13 protein-coding genes are annotated in these 14825 nt (G+C 70.0%); 5 read left to right on the top strand and 8 right to left on the bottom strand.

Annotated elements, in window-relative coordinates:
- Positions 1–1744: hypothetical protein (locus tag ACFQW8_RS12105; RefSeq protein ID WP_380087666.1), on the top strand; the 1744-nt coding region annotated here is incomplete at its 5' end.
- A gap of 44 nt (positions 1745–1788) precedes the next feature.
- Here the strand turns inward: ACFQW8_RS12105 and ACFQW8_RS12100 are convergent.
- The 3 genes from ACFQW8_RS12100 to ACFQW8_RS12090 form a co-directional block, all read right to left on the bottom strand.
- Positions 1789–3561, bottom strand: a complete 1773-nt coding sequence (locus ACFQW8_RS12100) for a GMC oxidoreductase (protein WP_380087665.1) — start codon at positions 3559–3561, stop codon at positions 1789–1791.
- Positions 3558–5147 (bottom strand): succinic semialdehyde dehydrogenase, encoded by a 1590-nt coding sequence (locus tag ACFQW8_RS12095; RefSeq protein ID WP_380087662.1) that lies wholly within the window; start codon positions 5145–5147, stop codon positions 3558–3560. The genes ACFQW8_RS12100 and ACFQW8_RS12095 overlap by 4 nt, the downstream gene beginning before the upstream one ends.
- Positions 5148–5214: 67 nt before the next feature.
- Positions 5215–6336: a GuaB3 family IMP dehydrogenase-related protein gene (locus tag ACFQW8_RS12090; RefSeq protein WP_380087660.1), complete on the bottom strand. Its 1122-nt coding sequence runs from the start codon at positions 6334–6336 to the stop codon at positions 5215–5217.
- 136 nt (positions 6337–6472) lie between these two features.
- Between ACFQW8_RS12090 and ACFQW8_RS12085 the strand changes: the two genes are divergently transcribed.
- Both ACFQW8_RS12085 and ACFQW8_RS12080 read left to right on the top strand, forming a co-directional pair.
- Positions 6473–8104, top strand: coding sequence for a DHA2 family efflux MFS transporter permease subunit (locus ACFQW8_RS12085; RefSeq protein ID WP_380087658.1), 1632 nt, complete (start codon positions 6473–6475; stop codon positions 8102–8104).
- Positions 8105–8171: 67 nt separating this feature from the next.
- Positions 8172–9212, top strand: a complete 1041-nt coding sequence (locus tag ACFQW8_RS12080) for a P1 family peptidase (protein WP_380087656.1) — start codon at positions 8172–8174, stop codon at positions 9210–9212.
- Between the two features lie 21 nt (positions 9213–9233).
- On the opposite strand, the gene ACFQW8_RS12075 is transcribed toward ACFQW8_RS12080, so the two are convergent.
- Both ACFQW8_RS12075 and guaB read right to left on the bottom strand, forming a co-directional pair.
- Positions 9234–9398 (bottom strand): hypothetical protein, encoded by a 165-nt coding sequence (locus tag ACFQW8_RS12075; RefSeq protein ID WP_380087653.1) that lies wholly within the window; start codon positions 9396–9398, stop codon positions 9234–9236.
- Between the two features lie 47 nt (positions 9399–9445).
- Positions 9446–11065: an IMP dehydrogenase gene (gene guaB, locus ACFQW8_RS12070; RefSeq protein ID WP_380087650.1), complete on the bottom strand. Its 1620-nt coding sequence runs from the start codon at positions 11063–11065 to the stop codon at positions 9446–9448.
- Positions 11066–11334: 269 nt separating this feature from the next.
- On the opposite strand from guaB, the gene ACFQW8_RS12065 reads away from it, so the two are divergent.
- Positions 11335–11622: a WhiB family transcriptional regulator gene (locus ACFQW8_RS12065; RefSeq protein ID WP_380087649.1), complete on the top strand. Its 288-nt coding sequence runs from the start codon at positions 11335–11337 to the stop codon at positions 11620–11622.
- A 158-nt stretch (positions 11623–11780) separates the two neighbouring features.
- Here ACFQW8_RS12065 and ACFQW8_RS12060 read toward each other — a convergent pair whose 3' ends face one another.
- Positions 11781–12470, bottom strand: a complete 690-nt coding sequence (locus ACFQW8_RS12060; RefSeq protein ID WP_380087647.1) for an aspartate/glutamate racemase family protein — start codon at positions 12468–12470, stop codon at positions 11781–11783.
- Between the two features lie 44 nt (positions 12471–12514).
- Between ACFQW8_RS12060 and ACFQW8_RS12055 the strand changes: the two genes are divergently transcribed.
- Entirely contained in the window at positions 12515–12736 is a 222-nt protein-coding gene (locus ACFQW8_RS12055; RefSeq protein ID WP_380087645.1) for an RNA-binding S4 domain-containing protein, read from the top strand.
- 15 nt (positions 12737–12751) lie between these two features.
- Here the strand turns inward: ACFQW8_RS12055 and ACFQW8_RS12050 are convergent, their stop codons facing one another.
- Together ACFQW8_RS12050 and ACFQW8_RS12045 are read right to left on the bottom strand one after the other, a co-directional pair.
- Complete coding sequence (locus tag ACFQW8_RS12050; protein ID WP_380087644.1) at positions 12752–13792, bottom strand: class I mannose-6-phosphate isomerase; 1041 nt, start codon at positions 13790–13792, stop codon at positions 12752–12754.
- Positions 13789–14793, bottom strand: coding sequence for a LacI family DNA-binding transcriptional regulator (locus ACFQW8_RS12045; RefSeq protein WP_380087642.1), 1005 nt, complete (start codon positions 14791–14793; stop codon positions 13789–13791). Before ACFQW8_RS12045 ends, ACFQW8_RS12050 begins: the two co-directional genes overlap by 4 nt.
- Positions 14794–14825: the final 32 nt, after the last annotated feature.

Genomic DNA, 14825 nt, shown 5'->3' with positions numbered 1-14825 from the left:
CGTCAAGGTCGGAGCCAACGGCAAGATCGCCCTGCGCAACGGCTCCGCCAGCACCATCCACCTCCTCGGCGACATCGCCGGCTACCACCTCGCCGGCACCCCCGCCGCCCCAGGTGCGTTCGCGTCCTTGGCGCCGGCCCGCGTGCTGGACACCCGCACCAACCTCGGCGCCACCGGCCCCGTTCCCGCCGGAGGCACCGCCCACGTCACCGTCCTGGGCAAGGGCGGCGTCCCCACCACCGGCGTCTCCGCCGTCGTCATCAACGTCACCGTCACCTCACCCAAGAGCAACGGCTACGTCACCGTCCACCCCGACGGCACCACCGCACCCACCGCCTCCAACCTCAACTTCACCGCCGGACAGACCATCCCCAACCTCGTCGTCGTCAAGGTCGGAGCCAACGGCAAGATCGCCCTGCGCAACGGCTCCGCCAGCACCATCCACCTCCTCGGCGACATCGCCGGCTACCACCTCGCCGGCACCGAGCCGACCTGGACTGCGCGCAGCGTCCCCCTGCCGTCCGGGGCCGACCCGGACAGTGCCCGTCTTCTCGTGACCGACTGCCCCACGACCACCGCCTGCTTTGGCGTCGGTCACTACACCGGGACTGGCGGGGTGAAAAACATCTTCGTCTCGACGCGCACCTCCACCACGTGGACCTCCAAGAGCATCGGGACCGTCTCCGAGGAGTACGTGTGGATGTCGGAGCTGGCCTGTGCCTCAGCAGCGTTCTGCGTCGCCCCCGTCACGGTGTCCGGCGCGGACTACGGCAGTCCGGACCGACACCTCTCCGTTGTCCTCTCGGGAGAAGTGTGGTCGATCATCCCCATGGTCGTCAGCGGTGACGGCGGCCTCGAATGCCCTGCGGCGGGTACCTGTCATGCGATCGGTGACAGGAACGGAATCGGCGTCTTCTCGACCTTTTCCAACGGCGCCTGGAGCGAAGTCACAGTGCCAAGACCACCCGACGCAGTCCAAGGCGCGACGGGTGACTTCTCTGACCTCTCCTGCTGGGCGGCCCTCGGCTGCGCCATCATCGGGGGCTACGACGGCGTCGATCCCCAGACCACAGGCATGGTGATCACAGTGTCCAGTGGCGTGAAGGCGGCACGCGCCGTGCCCACTCCCTCCGGGGCGATGTACGGCCACCACCCCGACGCGATCGCGTGTTGGGCCCCCATTGCGTGTGCGTTCACCGGCGCCTACGTGGACAGTTCATCCAAGGAAGTAGTGTCCGTGGGTGCGGTCACTCCCGGGGCTGTCACGGCGTCGCGTGCGCCCATGCCGGACGATGACGTCCCGATGCCGCCCGGTGACTCACCCTCGACCCACCGCCTCCCCGACATCGACTGCCTGGACACAGGTGAGTGCTTCGCCGTCGGACTGTATGCCACAGGTGGTGACACCAAGCCGCTCGTGGAGGCGTTCCGAGGTGGGACCTGGTCAGTGGTGCCGACATCGAGTTCATCGGGATGGCGCGGCGAACTGAGCTCCCTGTCGTGCCCCACAACTGGAGCGTGCACGGCCATAGGGAACTCGAGTTCCCTTGGCATCGGAGCGGTGATCGACCCCACCGCAGTGGCAACCATCGAGCCCCTACCGGTGTTGCCGGGAACGACCCCGGACTCGGTTCGGCTCTGGGACGTTAGCTGTCCCTCCAGCGAGACGTGCGTGGCAATCGGATTCCAGAACTACTGGGAGCGGGACGGCGTCGACCCCGTCATCCTGGAGCGACGTCCCTAGGCGATGGGATTCTCATCGCCTCCGGTCGCGATCCCTTGCGACGGTCAGACGGTGCGCAGAACCGGAAGGCCTAGCTCGACCGGGGCGAGTGCGGGCACTGCCGGGTTGGCCGCCGGGACGGGGTCGAGGCGTCGGTAGGCCTCACCCTGATCAGGACGCTGGTCGACCTCACCCTTGTTGGGCCAGAAGGACATCGCCCGCTCGGCCTGCGCCGTGATCGTCAGCGACGGGTTGACACCGAGGTTGGCGGACACGGCCGACCCGTCCACCACCGACACCCCGGGATGCCCCCACAGCCGGTGGTAGGGGTCGATGACGCCGGTCCGCGCGCTGTCACCGATCGCCACGCCACCGAGGAAGTGCGCCGTCAGTGGCACGTCGAACACCTCGCCCCAGGTGCCTCCCGCGATGGTGTACTCGCCGGTGAGCCTCCGGAGACGGTCGGCGACCGCCAGCATCGAGTCGTGGCCGGCCTTGATGTAGGTGGGATTCGGCTCCCCGTGCCCCTGGCGCGAGGTGAGCCCACGCCGACCGAAGAGCCCCCGGCGACCCGAGACCCGGAGGGAGTTGTCGCGTGACTGCATGATGAGCCCGATGATGGTGCGCTCGCTCCACCGCGTCGTCATGGGGAACTGCCTGAGCAGGGCCTGCGGCTCACGCAGGAGCTGACGCACGAACGCGACGGGTCGTGACCGACCGGTGTCACCGGGCACCAGGAGCGTCGACAACAGGCCCATCGCGTTGGAACCCGGTCCATAGCGGCAGTTCTCGACGTGGGTATCCGCGTCCGGGTGAAACGACGACGTGATGGCGATCCCGCTCGACAGGGCCGCCTCGTCACTCACGTGCTGGGTCATCGCGCCGAGCAGCGCCTCGCTGTTGGTGCGGGTGAGGTGTCCGAGCCGGTCCGAGATGCGCGGCAGCTCCCCCTCGTCGCGCATGGCGTGCAGGAGCGTCTGCGTGCCCCAGGTGCCGGCCGCGACGACGACGTGGCGAGCGGTGATGACGCGAGTGTCCCTGCCGGGGACGGGTCCGGTCTGTTCGTGGAGGACCCTGTGGACGGTGCCCTGCCCGTATGCCGGGTGCGCACCTTGCGTGCCGGGCACGACCCCCAGCCGGGTCACCGTGCGCAGCGGCTCGATGGTCACGCCGAGCCCCTCGGCGAGGTGGAGGTAGTTCTTGCGCAGCGTGTTCTTGGCGCCGTGCCGGCAGCCGACCATGCAGTTGCCGCACTCGATGCACCCGCGGCGGGTCGGACCGGCGCCACCGAAGTAGGGATCCTCGACCTCGACGCCGGGTTCGCCGAAGTAGACGCCCACCGGGGTCTTCCGGAAGGTCTCCGGCACGCCCATGTCGGCTGCGACGTCGCGCCAGATCTGTTCGACCGGGCCCTCGCAGGGGTTCTCGACGACACCGAGCATGGCCGAGGCCGTGTCGTAGTGCGACGCCAGCTCGTCGCGCCAGTCGGTGATGTGCGCCCACTGCGGGTCGCGGAAGAACGGCTCCGGCGGGACATAGAGCGTGTTGGCGTAGTTGAGGGAGCCACCACCGACACCGGCACCGGCCAGGATCATGACGTCGGGCAGCCGGTGCACCCGTTGGATGCCATAGAGCCCCAGCGCCGGCGCCCACAGGTAGTTGCGCAGGTCCCACGAGGTCCTGGCGAAGTCCTCGTCCTCGAAGCGGCGACCGGCTTCGAGCATGTGGACGGAGTAGCCCTTCTCGGCCAGGCGCAACGCTGCGACGGAGCCGCCGAAGCCGGTCCCGATGACCACGACGTCCACGTCGACGTCGGCACCTCCCGTCGCGTCGCTCACGTGAGGCCCAGCGCCTTCATCGCGCGCAGTGCCACCGTCATGCCGCGGGCGTAGCGCTCGTCCGACACGCCGGGGAGACCTCCGAGCGCCACGAGGTGCTGAGCGGTGACGTTCTGGCTCTCGGTGTACTTGAGGATGCCCTCACGGCCGTGCCGACGGCCGATGCCGGACGCCTTCATCCCACCCATGGGCGCACCGACGCTCCCCCAGGCCGCGGCATACCCGTCGTTGATGTTGACCGTGCCGGTGCGGATCTGCGCAGCGATCCGGCGGCCACGACGCACGTCGCGCGTCCAGACGGAGGCGTTGAGGCCGTACTCGGTGTCGTTGGCCAGCTCGACCGCCTCGACGTCCGAACCGACCTCGAAGATCGACACGACGGGCCCGAAGGTCTCCTCGTCCCGGCACTGCATGGCCTCGGTGACGCCGGTGAGGACGGTGGGCTCGTGGACGAACGGCCCGACATCGGGGCGAGCCCGCCCTCCGGTGAGCACGACGGCGCCGTGGGCGCGCGCGTCCTCGACGTGACGGGTCACGGTGTCGAGCTGGTCCTGGCCGACGAGCGAGCCCATGTCGTAGCCGTAGGCGAGATCCGTGCCCAGTGTCATCGCCTCGACGGCCTCGACGAAGGTCGTGACGAACTCGCCGAACACGTCGCGGTGGACGAGGAGGCGCTCGGCGCCGATGCACAGCTGGCCCGCCGAGGAGAAGCACGCCCGCAGCGCGCCGGTGACGGCTCGCGAGATGTCCGCGTCAGCAGCGACATACATCGAGTTCTTGCCTCCGAGCTCCAGGCTGAAGCCGACGAGACGCCTGGCCGCTGCCTCACCGACGGTGCGCCCCGTCGGGGTGGAGCCGGTGTAACAGACGTAGTCGGCCTGGTCGACGACCGCTTGGCCGGTCGAGCTCCCCGGACCGAGGACGACCTGCAGCACGCCCTCGGGCAACCCTGCCTCGAGAAGCAGCTCGTGCGCGACCAGGGCCGTGAGCGAGGCCTGCTGGTCCGGGCGCAGGACGACGGAGTTGCCCGCCATGAGAGCGGGGAGTGCGTCCGTGATCGCCAGGCTCAACGGGTAGTTCCACGGCGAGACGATGCCGACGACACCCTTGGGCCGGTGGCTCTCGACCGACTGTGACAGGACCGGGATCGCGCCGAGGTGCCGCCTGTCCTTCAGGTATGCCGCGCCCGCTCGCCCGTAGTGCCGGGAGACGACCGCACAGTCGGCGACCTCCTCGAAGGCGTGGTGGCGGGCCTTGCCGGACTCGAGCTGGATGAGGTCGAGCAGCTCGACCTGTCGCTCGAGCACGAGGTCGTGGAAGCGCAGCAGCACCCCGCCGCGTCGCTCGACGTCGAGCCGGGCCCAGGCGCGCTGGGCGCCACGAGCCGTCGCGAAGGCGACGGCGACGTCCTGCGGGGTCGAGACCGGGAGCGACGCCAGTGGCGCTCCCGTCATCGGCGTGCGGCTCACGTGCTGGCTCGCCCCGGGACCGGCGACGACGCGGGCGGCGAGGCTGCGCACGCGCGTCGGGTCCACGGCATACGTGGCGGTGGGGTCCAGCTCCGGGTCTGCGATGACGTCGGTCATTACCTGAGAGTAACCAAAGGGGCCGGGTCGGGACAGGGGTGTGACCGAGGTCGCGGACCGGGTCGGCTCAGCCGCCTTCGTAGGGCGCGACGACGACCTCGACCCGCTGGAAGTCCTTGAGCTCGGTGTAACCGGTCGTGGCCATGGCCCGACGGAGCGCACCGACGAGGTTGGTCGTGCCGTCAGCGACCCGGCTCGGGCCGAAGAGGACCTCCTCGAGCGAGGCGACCGCACCGACCTCGACTCGCTCACCGCGCGGCAGCTCGGAGTGGTGGGCCTCGGCTCCCCAGTGGAAGCCGCGGCCCGGAGCCTCGGTCGTGCGGGCCAGGGCGGCGCCGAGCATGACGGCGTCGGACCCGCAGGCGATGGCCTTGACGATGTCGCCGCTCGTGCCGACCCCGCCGTCGGCGATGACGTGGACGTAGCGGCCGCCGCTCTCGTCGAGGTAGTCGCGCCGGGCTGCTGCCACGTCGGCGATGGCCGAGGCCATGGGTGCGTGGATGCCCAGGGTGCGCCGGGTCGTGTGGGCTGCACCACCGCCGAAACCGACGAGCACACCTGCGGCCCCGGTGCGCATGAGGTGCAGCGCGGCGGAGTAGGACGCCGCGCCGCCGACGATGACGGGCACGTCCAGCTCGTAGATGAACCGCTTGAGGTTGAGCGGCTCGGCGCGGCTCGACACGTGCTCGGCCGAGACGGTCGTCCCACGGATGACGAAGAGGTCGACGCCCGCGTCCACGACGGTCTTCCAGAGCTGCTGGGTGCGCTGCGGGGTGAGGGCGCCGGCCACGGTGACACCGGCCTCACGGATGGTGCGCAGCCGCTCGACGATGAGCTCGGGCACGATCTCGGCCCGGTAGATCTCCTGCATCCGCGACGTCGCGAGCGCCGGCTCGAGCGTGGCGATCTCGGCCAGCAGCGGCGCCGGGTCCTCGTAGCGGGTCCACAGACCTTCGAGGTCGAGGACCGGCAGGCCGCCGTGTCCGCCGAACGCGATCGCGGTCTCGGGTGACATCACCGAGTCCATGGGCGCGGCGATGACCGGCAGGTCGAAGTGGTAGGCGTCGATCTGCCAGCCCACCGACACCTCTTCGGGGTCGCGGGTGCGCCGCGAGGGCACCACCGCCACGTCGTCGAAGGAGTAGGCGCGCCTGGCGCGCTTGCCACGTCCGATCTCGATCTCATTCACCCCCGAAGCCTAACCACGCTCCGGGAAACATCGGACTGGCGCCGGGGGTTCGGGCAGGAGCACAATGGCGGAGCGGGCTCTCCCGCGTCCCGGCAGCGACGCCGAACCCCCACCCTTTGCTCTCGAGGAGCCCCGTTTGTCCAGCCCTGCCCAGATCGAGTACCCCGAGAAGATCGACGGGGCGGTCCTCAAGATCGCCGGTGTCGTCGTCCTCGGCGCCATCATGTCGATCCTCGACATCACGGTCGTCAACGTCGCGCTCCCCGACCTCCAGGTCACCTTCACCGGCAAGGACAACCCGCTGCCCTACTCCACCGTCGCGTGGACGGTCACGGCCTACACGTTGGCTCTCGCCACGGTCATCCCGCTCACCGGGTGGGCGGCCGACCGCTTCGGCACCAAGCGCCTCTACATGGCGGCGCTCACCCTGTTCACGCTCGGCTCGGCCCTGTGCGCCGCTGCCACGAGCATCAACATGCTCATCCTCTTCCGGGTCATCCAGGGCCTCGGTGGCGGTCTGCTCATGCCCCTCGGCATGGTGATCATGACCAAGGCCGCCGGACCGGCGCGCATGGGACGCCTCATGGCCATCCTCGGTGTGCCGATGCTGCTCGGCCCGATCCTGGGCCCGATCCTGGGCGGTTACCTCATCGACGCCGTGTCCTGGGAGTGGATCTTCCTCATCAACCTGCCGCTCGGCATCGCTGCCCTCGGCTACGCCTGGTGGGCGCTGGCCTCGGACAGCCCCGAGCCGTCCGAGTCCTTCGACTTCGTCGGCATGGCCCTCATGAGCCCCGGCCTCGCGGCCTTCCTGTACGGCATCTCGTCGATTCCCGAGGAGGGCACGATCGTCTCGGGCAAGGTCCTCGGGTTCACCGGCATCGGCCTCGCGCTGATCATCGCGTTCGTGTTCTACAGCTTCACGCCCGAGCACCCGCTGCTCGACCTGCGCCTGTTCAAGAACAAGAACCTCACGGTTTCGACGATCACGATGTTCATCTTCGCCGGGGCGTTCTTCGGCGGACTGCTCCTCGTCCCGACCTACCTGCAGCAGGTGCGCGGCGAGGGCGCTCTCGACGCGGGGCTGCTCGTCGCTCCGCAGGGCATCGGCGCCATGCTCACCATGCCCATCGCCGGCGTCCTCGCCGACAAGATCCCGGTGGGACGCATCGTCCCCGTCGGACTGGTCCTCATCACCGGTGGCATGTTCGCCCTGACGCAGGTCGACGGCAACACGTCCTACTGGGGCTACCTCATCCCCGTGCTGTTCGTCATGGGGCTGGGCATGGGTGCCACGATGATGCCGCTCATGACGTCGGCTCTCAAGACGCTCACGGCGCACCAGGTGGCTCGCGGTTCGACGCTGCTCAACATCTCGCAGCAGGTCGCCAGCTCCATCGGGGTCGCCATCATCTCGGTCGTCCTGACCAATGGCCTGAAGAACGACCCTCTCGTCTCGCAGGCGGGCGGCTTCGCCGAGGCCAGCAAGGGCGTCGACCCGTCCCAGACCGGCGGGCTGCTCGAGAGGTTCCCCCTCGTCGGTGAGATCCTCGGGCGCTTCGCGGACCCGGCCGCCGGAGCCGCCGCGCTGCAGGACGCCGTGCGCAACGCGAGTGGTGAGGTCTTCGGCAACACCTTCCTCGTCGCGGCGATCATGGTCGCCTTCACCCTCGTGTCAGCGGCCTTCCTCCCGCGCCGGCACGAGAAGAGCCACCTGCTCGACGACGCGGACGCCGCCGACGTGGCGCCCCCGGTCATCCTGCACTGACCTCGGCTGGCACGACGAAGGCCGGTCCACCCCTCGAGGGTGGGCCGGCCTTCGGCATGCTGACCCCATGAACACTGCGCGACCCGGCCGCCACAACGCCATCACCGATGTCGCCGGCGTCCGCGTCGGCCAGGTGACCCGTGACGAGCCGGGGTGGCTCACCGGCGTCACGGTCGTGGTGCCACCGCCCGGGACGGTCGGCGGTGTCGACGTCCGCGGCGGCGCACCCGGGACGAGAGAGACGGACCTCCTCGACCCGACCCGGCTCGTCGACCGGGTCGACGCGGTGGTGCTCGCCGGCGGCAGCGCCTTCGGTCTCGCCAGCGCCGACGGGGTCATGCAGGCGGCCTACGCCGAAGCAGCGGGGTGGCCGGTCAGCGCCGACGACAGCTCGCAGGTGGTGCCGATCGTCCCGGCTGCCGTCATCCTCGACCTCGCGCGTGGTGGGGACTTCACCCACACACCCACGGCGGCGGACGGCGCGGCGGCCTGGCGCGACGCAGCCGACGGCCCGGTGTCGCAGGGGTCGGTGGGTGCCGGCACAGGCGCAAGGTCGGGTGGGCTCAAGGGCGGCGTCGGCAGCGCGAGCGCCATCGTCGACGGCCTCACCGTGGGAGCGCTCGTGGTCGTCAACGCGATGGGCTCACCGTGCGCTCCTGACGGTTCGCTGTATGCCGTCCGCTCCGGTCTCGCAGACGAGTTCGCCCACGCGCCTACTCCGGATCAGACAGCGGCACAGGCCTACTGGGAAGCCCTCGCCGCAGCCGAGGCAGAGCTGCGGGCCGGGCTGGCCACGACCATCGCAGTGGTGGCGACGGACGCCACCCTCAGCAAGGTGCAGTGCCGCAAGCTGGCCGAGGTGAGCCATGACGGGCTGGCGAGGGCCCTGTCTCCGGTGCACACGGCATACGACGGAGACACGATCTTCACCCTCGCGACGGGTGAGCGGGCAGCGCCCGGCGACCTCGACCTCGTCCACCTCCAGGCAGCCGCGGCCGAGTGTGTCACCCGGGCCGTCGGTCACGCCATGCTCGCGGCGATCTCGGTCGACCGCACGCGCGATGGCGGCATCGCCTTGAGCAGCTGGGGCGACGCCCTCACGCGTTGACGTTCTCCGGCGTGCGGTCCGTCAGCCGAAGTGGCGGATCATGAACTCGGCCTCGACGTCCCGGCCGCCCGTGGGGTCCGGCGGCGAGTCGGTGACCTGGCTCGTCGTCATCTGGTCGACCGTGATGCGCGGCAGGTCGACGTGCACCCGCCCTGCGAGGTCGTCGGGGGTCCCGGTGTCGGCCATGTGCGTCCTCCTGCGTCCGCTGGTCACCCCAGTGTGACGCAGAAGGGTCAGCGCGAGGAGGAGTAGTTCGGTGCCTCGACGATGCCGGTGATGTCGTGCGGGTGGCTCTCCTTGAGGCCCGCGGTCGTGATGCGGACGAACTGGCCCTTGGCCTTGAGCTCGGGCACCGTGCGGGCACCGACATAGAACATCGACTGGTGCAGGCCGCCCATGAGCTGGTGGACGACGGCACCGAGGGGACCGCGATAGGGCACGCGGCCCTCGATGCCTTCGGGGACCAGCTCGTCGTCGCTGGCGACGTCGGCCTGGAAGTAGCGGTCCTTGGAGTACGACTTCTTGCCGCGCGAGGCCATGGCACCGATCGACCCCATGCCGCGGTAGGCCTTGAACTGCTTGCCGTTCACGAAGACGAGCTCACCGGGTGACTCCTCGCACCCTCCGAAGAGCGAGCCGATCATCACCGAGTCGGCACCGGCGACGAGGGCCTTGGCGATGTCGCCGGAGTACTGCAGGCCACCGTCACCGACGACCGGAACGCCAGCCGCCCGACAGGCGAGCGACGCCTCGTAGATCGCGGTCACCTGTGGGACGCCGACACCGGCCACGACGCGTGTCGTGCAGATCGAGCCCGGTCCGACCCCGACCTTGACACCGTCGGCGCCCGCGTCGACGAGGGCCTGGGCTCCCGCACGGGTGGCGACGTTGCCGGCCAGGATCTGGACGTGCCTGGTCGCCGGGTCGCTCTTGAGGCGCTTGATCATGTCGAGCATGAGCCGCGCGTGACCGTTGGCCACATCGGGCACGAGGACGTCGACGCCGGCGTCGACGAGGGTCGTGGCACGCTCCCACGCGTCGCCGAAGTAGCCCACCGCCGCACCGACGAGCAGACGTCCGGAGGCGTCCTTGCTCGCGTGCGGGAACTGCTCGGACTTCACGAAGTCCTTGACGGTGATGAGGCCGGTGAGCCGGCCCTCTCCGTCGATGAGGGGCAGCCGCTCGCGCTTGTGCTGGCGCAGGAGGCTCGTCGCCTCGGCGTGGCTGATGTCCTCGGAGCCGGTGATGAGCGGCATGGGGGTCATGACGTCGCGCACGAGCGTCGTCGCCCATTCGGCGACGGGGGTGAAGCGGAGGTCGCGGTTGGTGATGATGCCGATGAGGTGGCGTCCGTCGTCGAGGACCGGCAGGCCGGAGACGCGGTAGCGGCCGCACTGCTCGTCGAGGTCCTCGAGCGTGGCGTCCGGACCGATGGTCACGGGGTTGGAGATGCGGCCGGTCTGGGTGCGCTTGACGAGGTCGACCTGGTAGGCCTGGTCCTCGATCGACAGGTTGCGGTGGAGGATCCCGAGGCCGCCCTGGCGGGCCATGGCGATCGCCATCCGCGCCTCGGTGACCGTGTCCATGGCGGCGGACACCAGCGGCACCCTCAGGCTGATCTCACGGGTGACGCGGGAGGTCGTGTCGACCTCGCTCGGGATGACGTCGGTCTCGCCGGGCTGCAGCAGGACGTCGTCATAGGTGAGTCCGAGAGCGGCGAAAGGCGCCGGCAGGGCGGGCTGCGCGGCCTCGGCGCCAGAAGGGACCGGTGCATCGGTGGGCAGGGGTGCCGGCGCCGGAGCGGCGGGCTCGGCCTCGAGGTGGGTGGAGTGACGGTCGACACCAAGGCTCATCGCCCAAGTCTAGAGCAGCCAATCCTCGGCTCCGAACCAGCGGCGGGCGAGCGAGGATCTGCCTGCCTCCCAGGGCCAGTCTCGCGAAAAGTCCTGTCACGAACTGGCGCTGACCTGCGCGTTTGCAACGGGCGATCCTACTTTGCCAACTTCTTACCCGGAGCAGACCCCGCCCTTGCCAACCCGTTCCTAGCCTGATCCTGCGCACGAGGGGCGCGCAACGACGACGGCGATCGACGACGGGGTCGGAGCCACGGACAGGAGGGGTCATGACTGACATCGCACGACTGCCCAAGCCGACGCTCGATGTCTGGGAGTGGCAGTTCGACGGCCACTGCCGCCAGGTGAGCCCAGAGGTCTTCTTCCACCCGGAGGGCGAGCGCGGCAACCAGCGCCGCAGCCGGGACGACCGCGCCAAGGCCGTCTGCGACACCTGCCCCGTGCTCAAGCTGTGCCGCGAGCACGCACTCACCTCGCGCGAGCCCTACGGCGTGTGGGGTGGGATGACCGAGGAGGAGCGGATTCGCATCCTCAACCAACGTGAGCTCGCGAGCTGACCGCAACCTCAGCCGCGTGTGACGAACGGCCGGATGGCCGGGAGCGACCAGGGACGCTCTCGATCGGAACGGCACCAGCCGGGTGGCTGGGAGCGACCAGGGACGCTCCCAGCCGCCCGGCTTCATCTGTGGGACGGGACCTTCGGCCCGGCCCGTGCTCAGGCAAGCAGGAAACCGACGCCGGCCTCGGCGTGGATCCGCGTCGTGTCATGGAGGGGGACCGTGCTGTCCTGCGCTCCGACCAGCAGCGCGACCTCGGTGCAGCCGAGGATGACGGCCTCGGCGCCTCGAGAGACGAGTGACGCGATCACCTCGCGATAGGTGTCACGGGAGGAGGCGAGCACGATGTCGCGGCACAGCTCGTCATAGATGACCCGGTGCACCTCGGCGCGCTGTGGTCCGTCCGGGACGATGACGTCGAGGCCCCTGGCCCGCAGCCGGCCGACATAGAAGTCCTGCTCCATCGTGAAGGCCGTCGCCAGCAGGCCCACCCGACTCGTGCCCTCCGCCAGGATCGCGTCGGCCGTGGCGTCGGCGATGTGCAGCAACGGTATGCCGCAGGCCTGCTCGAGCTCGTCGGCCACCTTGTGCATCGTGTTGGTCGCGAGGAGGAGCCCTTCGGCGCCCCCGCGCGCCAGGCCCTGCGCGGCCTCCGACAGGATCGTCAGCGTCGTGTCCCAGTCACCGTCGTGCTGCGCCTGCGCCACCGGCGCGAAGTCGACGCTGTGCAGCAGGAGGCGGGCGGAATGGAGACCTCCGAGCCGTGCGGCGACACCCTGGTTGAGGAGCCGGTAGTAGCTCTCCGTGCTGGTCCAGCTCATCCCACCGAGGACTCCGAGCGTGCGCATGCCTCGCACCCTAGGCCACGCAGATGCGCGACTATCCTTGGCAGGTGGCACGCACCGAGATCCCCATCGCCGGCGAGAGCATCCGCCTCGGCCAGCTCCTCAAGTTCGCGTCCGTCGTCGAGGACGGCGCCGACGCCCGAGCCGTCGTCGAGGCCGGCGAGGTGCAGGTCAACGGTGAGGTCGACCTCCGCCGTGGCCGGCAGGTGCGCCCCGGCGACACCGTGACCTATGCCGGCGAGACGTTCGCGATCATCGCCGAGGCGTGACCGCAGCGCTCACCCTCAGGGGGCGGGCGGCATACAACGGATGAGGGTGACCGCCCCGCTCACGGTGACGTCGCCGGCGGAGTGCGGGACGAGCAGCACGTCGCCGGCACGAACGTCGCGCGTCCCGTCGTGGGACGTGAACGTCCCGCGGCCGTCGACCACGACGACTGCGGCGTATGCCGCCGAGACGGTGACGTCGCCCGTCATCGGCCGCACGACCTCCGCCCGGAAGTAGGCACTGGCCTCCTCGGGCAGCGCCGGCCCAGCGCCCTCGACGTCGATCCAGCGTCGGCGCAGGGAGTCGATGCGCGCCTGGCTCACCGGACCGTGGTCGACACTCTGCAGGGCCAACGATCGCTCGAGCCCGAGGAAGGCGTGATCGAGCTCGAGCCCGAAACGGCTGTGCTCCAACATGACCGAGAAGTCCGTGGGCTCCTGGAGCTCGAGGATCAGGACACCCTCACCGATGGCGTGCGGCTGCCCGGCCGGCACGAGGACGGCATCACCCGCCGTCACCGTGATCGGGTTGAGCGCTGCGAGGAGGCGGTCGTCCTGAGCATCCACCAGGTCCTCGAGCTCGGCGTCGGAGAGCCCTTCCCGAAACCCCACCCAGACCGTGGCCCCGGGCTCGGCGACGAGGACGATCCACGCCTCGGTCTTGCCGTTGTCGCAGTCGAGGTGGGCCGCGGCGAACTCGCGGCTCGGGTGCGAGTGGACGGGCAGGCGCTCACCGCTGTCGAGCAGCTTGGTGAGCAGGTTGGGGTTGCCGCCGAATCGCGCGACGTGCGCCTCACCGAACCATCCGGCGCCGTCGGTCGCGAACGCCTGCGCCAGGTCGACCCCGTCGTCGAGGACCGTGCCTCCCCCGCCGCCCTCGGCAAAGAGACGCGCCGTCGAGCCGATCCAGTCCTCGGGCCGGAAGCCGTCGAAGTCGGGCGCCACGTCGATGCCACGGAAGGCCAGGATGCGCTCTCCGCCGCGATAGAACCTGCGAGGAGTGTTGGGCGCCAAGGATGCGGTCGTGGCCGAAGCCGCGCTCGTCGACGTGTCGGTCATGGTTTGGCCTTCCGAGGTGGGAGCGATGACAGGAGCCGACCGGACTCCCGGACGATGAGCCGGGTCGGCATCACGACCGTCTGAGCCGGTGACTCGTCCCCGAGGAGTCGGGCAAAGAGCTGGAGGACGGCCTTCTGGCCGATGGAGGTCGGGTCCTGGTGGACCACGGTCACGGAGGGTTCTATGAGGTCGGCGAGCTCGAAGTCGTCATAGCCGACGAGGCCCATCTGGACACCCACCTGCCGCATCGCGTGAAGGGCCGCGAGGGTGACCCGGTTGTTGCCGGTGATGACGGCCGTCACCGGGGTGCGCTCCCTGGCCCAGGCGCCGAGCCTCTCGACGAGGTCCTCGGAGGAGTGCGGCCCCATGACCACCCGGGTGTCACCAGGCAGACCCAGGGCGTCGTGGATGGAGACGAACGCCTCTCGGCGTTGTCTGGCGGTCCAGAACTCGGCGTTGTCACCGAGGAAGGCGATCCGGCGGTGCCCATGGGCCACGAGGTGCTCGACCGCGCTCCGGACCCCGCCGGCGTTGTCACTGATGACGGTGTCGCACGGCTCGCCCCGGACCGGACGGTCGACGTAGACGATCGGGGTCCCGCTGGCAGAGACGGTCGGGTCGGTCGCCGGCCGCTCCCCCGCGGGGACGACGACGAGACCGTCGACCCGGCGGTTGATGAGCCCCTCGAGCACCACGCGCTCGCGGGTCGGCGAGCCCTCCGCGGACGCGGTGATGAGCTGGTGCTGGCGAATCCTGGCCTCACGCTCGACCGCGGCTCCGATCTGGGAGTAGAAGGGGTTGGCGAGGTCCTCGACGACGAGGGCGATGGTCTGGGTGCGCCCTTGACGCAGGATCCGGGCACCGTCGTGTCGCATGAAGCCGATCCGGTCGATGACCCCCCTGACGCGCAGCTCGGTGTCCCGACGCACCCCCGGCTCGCGGTTGACGACACGCGAGACTGTTTTGACGGACACATGGGCCTCCTCGGCCACGTCCGCCATGGTGGGCCGGGCGGATGTCCGTTTACCTGACA

It is taken from the genome of Knoellia altitudinis (assembly GCF_042666355.1).
GTDB lineage: Bacteria > Actinomycetota > Actinomycetes > Actinomycetales > Dermatophilaceae > Knoellia > Knoellia altitudinis.
This window is presented reverse-complemented; position numbering and strand designations above follow the sequence as displayed.

Bases quoted from the DNA above. Each gene is read 5' to 3' on its own strand.
- ACFQW8_RS12095 (WP_380087662.1), bottom strand. From the start codon at position 5,147: ATGACCGACGTCATCGCAGACCCGGAGCTGGACCCCACCGCCACGTAT.
- ACFQW8_RS12080 (WP_380087656.1), top strand. From the start codon at position 8,172: ATGAACACTGCGCGACCCGGCCGCCACAACGCCATCACCGATGTCGCC.
- ACFQW8_RS12075 (WP_380087653.1), bottom strand. From the start codon at position 9,398: ATGGCCGACACCGGGACCCCCGACGACCTCGCAGGGCGGGTGCACGTC.
- guaB (WP_380087650.1), bottom strand. From the start codon at position 11,065: ATGAGCCTTGGTGTCGACCGTCACTCCACCCACCTCGAGGCCGAGCCC.
- ACFQW8_RS12065 (WP_380087649.1), top strand. From the start codon at position 11,335: ATGACTGACATCGCACGACTGCCCAAGCCGACGCTCGATGTCTGGGAG.
- ACFQW8_RS12060 (WP_380087647.1), bottom strand. From the start codon at position 12,470: ATGCGCACGCTCGGAGTCCTCGGTGGGATGAGCTGGACCAGCACGGAG.
- ACFQW8_RS12050 (WP_380087644.1), bottom strand. From the start codon at position 13,792: ATGACCGACACGTCGACGAGCGCGGCTTCGGCCACGACCGCATCCTTG.
- ACFQW8_RS12045 (WP_380087642.1), bottom strand. From the start codon at position 14,793: ATGGCGGACGTGGCCGAGGAGGCCCATGTGTCCGTCAAAACAGTCTCG.